The sequence below is a fragment of the Mycoplasmopsis cynos genome, assembly GCF_900660545.1.
GTDB classification, from domain to species: domain Bacteria; phylum Bacillota_I; class Bacilli_A; order Mycoplasmatales; family Metamycoplasmataceae; genus Mycoplasmopsis; species Mycoplasmopsis cynos.
Window position 1 is genome coordinate 1 of the sequence record NZ_LR214991.1, and the last position, 6,198, is coordinate 6,198.

7 protein-coding genes and 1 pseudogene are annotated in these 6,198 nt (G+C 26.7%); 4 read left to right on the forward strand and 4 right to left on the reverse strand.

What is annotated here, in order from left to right; translation table 4 throughout:
* Window positions 1–434 precede the first annotated feature (434 nt).
* Both pyrH (EXC48_RS04560) and frr (EXC48_RS04565) read left to right on the forward strand, forming a co-directional pair.
* On the forward strand, window positions 435–1,154 hold the full coding sequence (gene pyrH / locus EXC48_RS04560; protein ID WP_129720384.1) for a UMP kinase: 720 nt from the start codon (window positions 435–437) through the stop codon (window positions 1,152–1,154).
* Window positions 1,154–1,705: a ribosome recycling factor gene (gene frr / locus EXC48_RS04565; protein ID WP_129720385.1), complete on the forward strand. Its 552-nt coding sequence runs from the start codon at window positions 1,154–1,156 to the stop codon at window positions 1,703–1,705. The genes pyrH (EXC48_RS04560) and frr (EXC48_RS04565) overlap by 1 nt, the downstream gene beginning before the upstream one ends.
* Before the next feature lie 36 nt (window positions 1,706–1,741).
* Here the strand turns inward: frr (EXC48_RS04565) and msrA (EXC48_RS04570) are convergent, their stop codons facing one another.
* Together msrA (EXC48_RS04570) and EXC48_RS04575 are read right to left on the reverse strand one after the other, a co-directional pair.
* Window positions 1,742–2,251, reverse strand: a complete 510-nt coding sequence (gene msrA / locus EXC48_RS04570) for a peptide-methionine (S)-S-oxide reductase MsrA (RefSeq protein ID WP_015286896.1) — start codon at window positions 2,249–2,251, stop codon at window positions 1,742–1,744.
* Between the two features lie 183 nt (window positions 2,252–2,434).
* Complete coding sequence (locus EXC48_RS04575) at window positions 2,435–3,049, reverse strand: PQ-loop repeat-containing protein (protein ID WP_129721109.1); 615 nt, start codon at window positions 3,047–3,049, stop codon at window positions 2,435–2,437.
* 109 nt (window positions 3,050–3,158) lie between these two features.
* Here EXC48_RS04575 and EXC48_RS04580 point away from each other — a divergent pair, with 109 nt between their 5' ends.
* Both EXC48_RS04580 and msrA (EXC48_RS04585) read left to right on the forward strand, forming a co-directional pair.
* A complete protein-coding gene (locus EXC48_RS04580; RefSeq protein ID WP_129721109.1) occupies window positions 3,159–3,773 on the forward strand; it encodes a PQ-loop repeat-containing protein in 615 nt (204 codons plus the stop codon).
* Between the two features lie 182 nt (window positions 3,774–3,955).
* Window positions 3,956–4,465, forward strand: a complete 510-nt coding sequence (msrA, locus tag EXC48_RS04585; RefSeq protein ID WP_015286896.1) for a peptide-methionine (S)-S-oxide reductase MsrA — start codon at window positions 3,956–3,958, stop codon at window positions 4,463–4,465.
* A gap of 36 nt (window positions 4,466–4,501) precedes the next feature.
* Here msrA (EXC48_RS04585) and frr (EXC48_RS04590) read toward each other — a convergent pair whose 3' ends face one another.
* A complete protein-coding gene (gene frr / locus EXC48_RS04590) occupies window positions 4,502–5,053 on the reverse strand; it encodes a ribosome recycling factor (protein WP_129720385.1) in 552 nt (183 codons plus the stop codon).
* Window positions 5,053–5,771, reverse strand: a pseudogene (gene pyrH, locus EXC48_RS04595) (UMP kinase). Before pyrH (EXC48_RS04595) ends, frr (EXC48_RS04590) begins: the two are co-directional and overlap by 1 nt.
* Window positions 5,772–6,198: the final 427 nt, after the last annotated feature.

Genomic DNA, 6,198 nt, shown 5'->3' on the forward strand with positions numbered 1-6,198 from the left:
ATGCGTTTGAAATAGTAATGATACTTGTAGCTGTCATAATTAAGCATTTATTAATAATTTTTTTCCATTTTTTCATAACCTTATAATTTTATTTTAAAAGTATATGGAAACATTTCCGTTGTGTGTTTTTGGACTAGTCATCTTGACAAATTAATATAACATAAGTAACTAAAACACATAGAATATAGATATATATGTTACGGCTGATGGTAATAAATAGTTTAAATTGACTCATCAAAATGTCGCTTATTAATAATAAAAAGACATTAGAATAATTTTTATGAAGTAATTAAAAAATTGAATCTAACTTTAATTGAAAATTGTTAAAATTAGATTGAAAAATTAAAATAATTCTATTTATATATTTTTTATATATAGTTCTTACTTTTTTAATATAAAATATAATAAGATAATACTTAGATCGGATTTTAGTTATGATTAAATATAAACGAATCTTAATAAAACTATCAGGTGAGGGTTTTGCAAATAAGGAAAAACATCTTGCTATTGATAATGAATTAGTTAAAAGAATTGCTTTACAATTAAAAGAAATTGTTAATCAAGGGGTTCAAGTGTCGATAGTTATAGGGGGTGGTAATTTTTGAAGAGGAGCTTCTGCAGAAAAAAACGGGATACCTAGAAATCGTGCTGATTACATTGGTATGTTAGCTACAATTATGAATGGTTTAGCGTTAAGAAGTGGTTTTGAACTTGTTGGATTAAAAGCAAGGGTTCAAAGTTCTTTAACTGTAGATCCAAAAATTGCAGAGAATTATGTTAATGAAAAGACACTAAAATACCTTGAAAGTGGAGAAGTTGTTATTTTTGTAGGCGGAACAGGGAGACCGTATTTCACCACTGATACTGCATCAACTTTATATGCATCTGAAATTGGAGCGGAAGTAATTTTGATGGGAAAGAACGGGACAGACGGAGTTTATGATTCTGATCCAAAATTAAACAAAAATGCCCATCGTTATGATAAAATCACATATGATGAAATTCTTGAAAAAAAATTACAAGTTATGGATTTAACTGCCACAAGTATGGCAAGAGATAACAATATAAATTTAATTATTTTTAACCTTTTAGAAGAGAATTCAATATTAAAAGCGCTAGAAGGCGAAATTAAACATACAGAGGTAACAAACTAATGGAACTAGATTATTATTTACTAGAACTTGAAGAGAAAAGCGAAAAACCAATAAATCATTTTAAGTTTGAAATGTCAAAAATTTCAACTGGAAGAGCTAACCCTCAAATAATTAAAGGTATAAAAGTGTTGTATTATGAGTCAATGACACCACTTGAAGAATTGTCTAATATAAGTGTACCTGAACCACAACAACTTTTAATAAAACCATATGATATTACTTCAATTAAAGATATTTGTAAAGCAATGGAAAAGGCTAATTTAGGTATTATGCCTGTTGATGAAGGGAATCAGATTAGATTAACTTTTCCTACTTTAACTATTGAAAGACGTAGAGAAATGATTAAGAATTTAGGTAAATTGTCTGAAACTGCTAAGGTAGGTATTAGAAACGTAAGACAGGATGTAAATAAATTGATTAAAGCTGATGAAGAACTTTCAGAAGATGACCAAAAGAAATATTTAGAAAAAGTGCAGAAAAATGTAGATATTTTAATTGAGAAAGTTAATTCTCTTACAAAAGAAAAAGAAAATGAATTAATGAATAAATAAAAATCATTTAGTACTATTTGCAGTACTAAATGATTTTTATTTATATTCATCTTTTAAATATTTATCAGGTATAGAAAAGATATTTATGTGACAATACCCACTTGGATTCTTTTGTAAATATTTTTGATGATATTCTTCAGCTCTTGTTTGATCAGTTACAGGAAGTAGTTCAATATGATTATTTTTACTTGTTTGAGCAATAAAATCATTGTTAATTGTTTTAAATTCATTTAGCGTTAATGGATCATTTGTATATATCCCAATTCTATATTGAGTTCCAATATCATTTCCTTGTTTATTTAGCGAATAAGGGTCAACAATTTGTAAATATAAATAAAATAATTCTCTTTCATTAATAATAGTATCATCATAAACTAATTTAACGGCTTCTACATGGTTTGAAATTTGACAAACATCTTTGTAACTTACGCCTTCATAACCACCGTTTATGTAATAAACCGCAGTTGACTCAATTCCCTTGATTCGTGAAAAATAAGCTTCAACTCCTCAAAAGCATCCACCTGCAACAAAAATTTCTTTTTTCATTTTCTCTCCTTTTAATTTATGTATTTATTATATTTTAAAATTAAATATTTAAATTGAATAATTGAATAAAAATTAGAATAAAATTTGGATCAGTAAAGTTTTGAATAATTATTAGATAGACCGTTAGGTTGGAAAAGTATTCAGGAATTACCTGAATACTTTTTTATCCTAAATCAAAGTTTATTAAGCTATTTTTTTATATTTTGATTTAAATGATAAATATATCAGAATTTGTATTATATAAACAATTGCTCCAGTTGTTTGGAATAATAGTGTTACATATCACATTGCTGTACCAAAATCTAGTAACATTGCGAAGTAAATACCTAATGAAATGTTGAGGATTAATCCACAACATAATAACACAAATGAAATTCCTTCTGCTGATTTATTTTTTAAAGTCTTGATGATTTGTGCTATAAATGGTAATGCAGTACATGAGTTAGCAAAAATTGTTAATATTGTCAAAAATGTGCTTGATGATTCGAAATATCCATTACTTTTTGCTGCGTATTCAGAAATTCATCATATTAATAAACTGAAGAATACGATTCATAAGGCAAAAATAATAGTTATTCTAGCTATGGGCTTTATTTTTTTGTCTAAGATCATAAAAAGTGTTAATGTTAACGCCATAATTCCGACAAAAAGAGTGTTACCAATTATGTTGATAATTATGTTAGGGTCAGTTTTTTTCAGCATTGTCATTACTGCTACAAATATAGCACCACCAGTATAATAAATAAAGAACGCAGGGTATGAAACATTAGAAATGTTTTTTGTTTTTAATGTTGTCAACAGCTGTGGAATATGCCAAATAACAATTAAATTAAGAGAGAATACCAAAAATTAAAATTTTTGGTATTCTCTCTGTAATTTTAATGGTGTTTTTGCTATTCCACAGCTGTTGACAACATTAAAAACAAAAAACATTTCTAATGTTTCATACCCTGCGTTCTTTATTTATTATACTGGTGGTGCTATATTTGTAGCAGTAATGACAATGCTGAAAAAAACTGACCCTAACATAATTATCAACATAATTGGTAACACTCTTTTTGTCGGAATTATGGCGTTAACATTAACACTTTTTATGATCTTAGACAAAAAAATAAAGCCCATAGCTAGAATAACTATTATTTTTGCCTTATGAATCGTATTCTTCAGTTTATTAATATGATGAATTTCTGAATACGCAGCAAAAAGTAATGGATATTTCGAATCATCAAGCACATTTTTGACAATATTAACAATTTTTGCTAACTCATGTACTGCATTACCATTTATAGCACAAATCATCAAGACTTTAAAAAATAAATCAGCAGAAGGAATTTCATTTGTGTTATTATGTTGTGGATTAATCCTCAACATTTCATTAGGTATTTACTTCGCAATGTTACTAGATTTTGGTACAGCAATGTGATATGTAACACTATTATTCCAAACAACTGGAGCAATTGTTTATATAATACAAATTCTGATATATTTATCATTTAAATCAAAATATAAAAAAATAGCTTAATAAACTTTGATTTAGGATAAAAAAGTATTCAGGTAATTCCTGAATACTTTTCCAACCTAACGGTCTATCTAATAATTATTCAAAACTTTACTGATCCAAATTTTATTCTAATTTTATTCAATTATTCAATTTAAATATTTAATTTTAAAATATAATAAATACATAAATTAAAAGGAGAGAAAATGAAAAAAGAAATTTTTGTTGCAGGTGGATGCTTTTGAGGAGTTGAAGCTTATTTTTCACGAATCAAGGGAATTGAGTCAACTGCGGTTTATTACATAAACGGTGGTTATGAAGGCGTAAGTTACAAAGATGTTTGTCAAATTTCAAACCATGTAGAAGCCGTTAAATTAGTTTATGATGATACTATTATTAATGAAAGAGAATTATTTTATTTATATTTACAAATTGTTGACCCTTATTCGCTAAATAAACAAGGAAATGATATTGGAACTCAATATAGAATTGGGATATATACAAATGATCCATTAACGCTAAATGAATTTAAAACAATTAACAATGATTTTATTGCTCAAACAAGTAAAAATAATCATATTGAACTACTTCCTGTAACTGATCAAACAAGAGCTGAAGAATATCATCAAAAATATTTACAAAAGAATCCAAGTGGGTATTGTCACATAAATATCTTTTCTATACCTGATAAATATTTAAAAGATGAATATAAATAAAAATCATTTAGTACTGCAAATAGTACTAAATGATTTTTATTTATTCATTAATTCATTTTCTTTTTCTTTTGTAAGAGAATTAACTTTCTCAATTAAAATATCTACATTTTTCTGCACTTTTTCTAAATATTTCTTTTGGTCATCTTCTGAAAGTTCTTCATCAGCTTTAATCAATTTATTTACATCCTGTCTTACGTTTCTAATACCTACCTTAGCAGTTTCAGACAATTTACCTAAATTCTTAATCATTTCTCTACGTCTTTCAATAGTTAAAGTAGGAAAAGTTAATCTAATCTGATTCCCTTCATCAACAGGCATAATACCTAAATTAGCCTTTTCCATTGCTTTACAAATATCTTTAATTGAAGTAATATCATATGGTTTTATTAAAAGTTGTTGTGGTTCAGGTACACTTATATTAGACAATTCTTCAAGTGGTGTCATTGACTCATAATACAACACTTTTATACCTTTAATTATTTGAGGGTTAGCTCTTCCAGTTGAAATTTTTGACATTTCAAACTTAAAATGATTTATTGGTTTTTCGCTTTTCTCTTCAAGTTCTAGTAAATAATAATCTAGTTCCATTAGTTTGTTACCTCTGTATGTTTAATTTCGCCTTCTAGCGCTTTTAATATTGAATTCTCTTCTAAAAGGTTAAAAATAATTAAATTTATATTGTTATCTCTTGCCATACTTGTGGCAGTTAAATCCATAACTTGTAATTTTTTTTCAAGAATTTCATCATATGTGATTTTATCATAACGATGGGCATTTTTGTTTAATTTTGGATCAGAATCATAAACTCCGTCTGTCCCGTTCTTTCCCATCAAAATTACTTCCGCTCCAATTTCAGATGCATATAAAGTTGATGCAGTATCAGTGGTGAAATACGGTCTCCCTGTTCCGCCTACAAAAATAACAACTTCTCCACTTTCAAGGTATTTTAGTGTCTTTTCATTAACATAATTCTCTGCAATTTTTGGATCTACAGTTAAAGAACTTTGAACCCTTGCTTTTAATCCAACAAGTTCAAAACCACTTCTTAACGCTAAACCATTCATAATTGTAGCTAACATACCAATGTAATCAGCACGATTTCTAGGTATCCCGTTTTTTTCTGCAGAAGCTCCTCTTCAAAAATTACCACCCCCTATAACTATCGACACTTGAACCCCTTGATTAACAATTTCTTTTAATTGTAAAGCAATTCTTTTAACTAATTCATTATCAATAGCAAGATGTTTTCCTTATTTGCAAAACCCTCACCTGATAGTTTTATTAAGATTCGTTTATATTTAATCATAACTAAAATCCGATCTAAGTATTATCTTATTATATTTTATATTAAAAAAGTAAGAACTATATAAAAAATATATAAATAGAATTATTTTAATTTTTCAATCTAATTTTAACAATTTTTCAATTAAAGTTAGATTCAATTTTTTAATTACTTCATAAAAATTATTCTAATGTCTTTTTATTATTAATAAGCGACATTTTGATGAGTCAATTTAAACTATTTATTACCATCAGCCGTAACATATATATCTATATTCTATGTGTTTTAGTTACTTATGTTATATTAATTTGTCAAGATGACTAGTCCAAAAACACACAACGGAAATGTTTCCATATACTTTTAAAATAAAAATTATAAGGTTATGAAAAAATGGAAAAAAATTATTAATAAATGCTTAATTATGACAGCTACAAGTATCATTACTATTTCA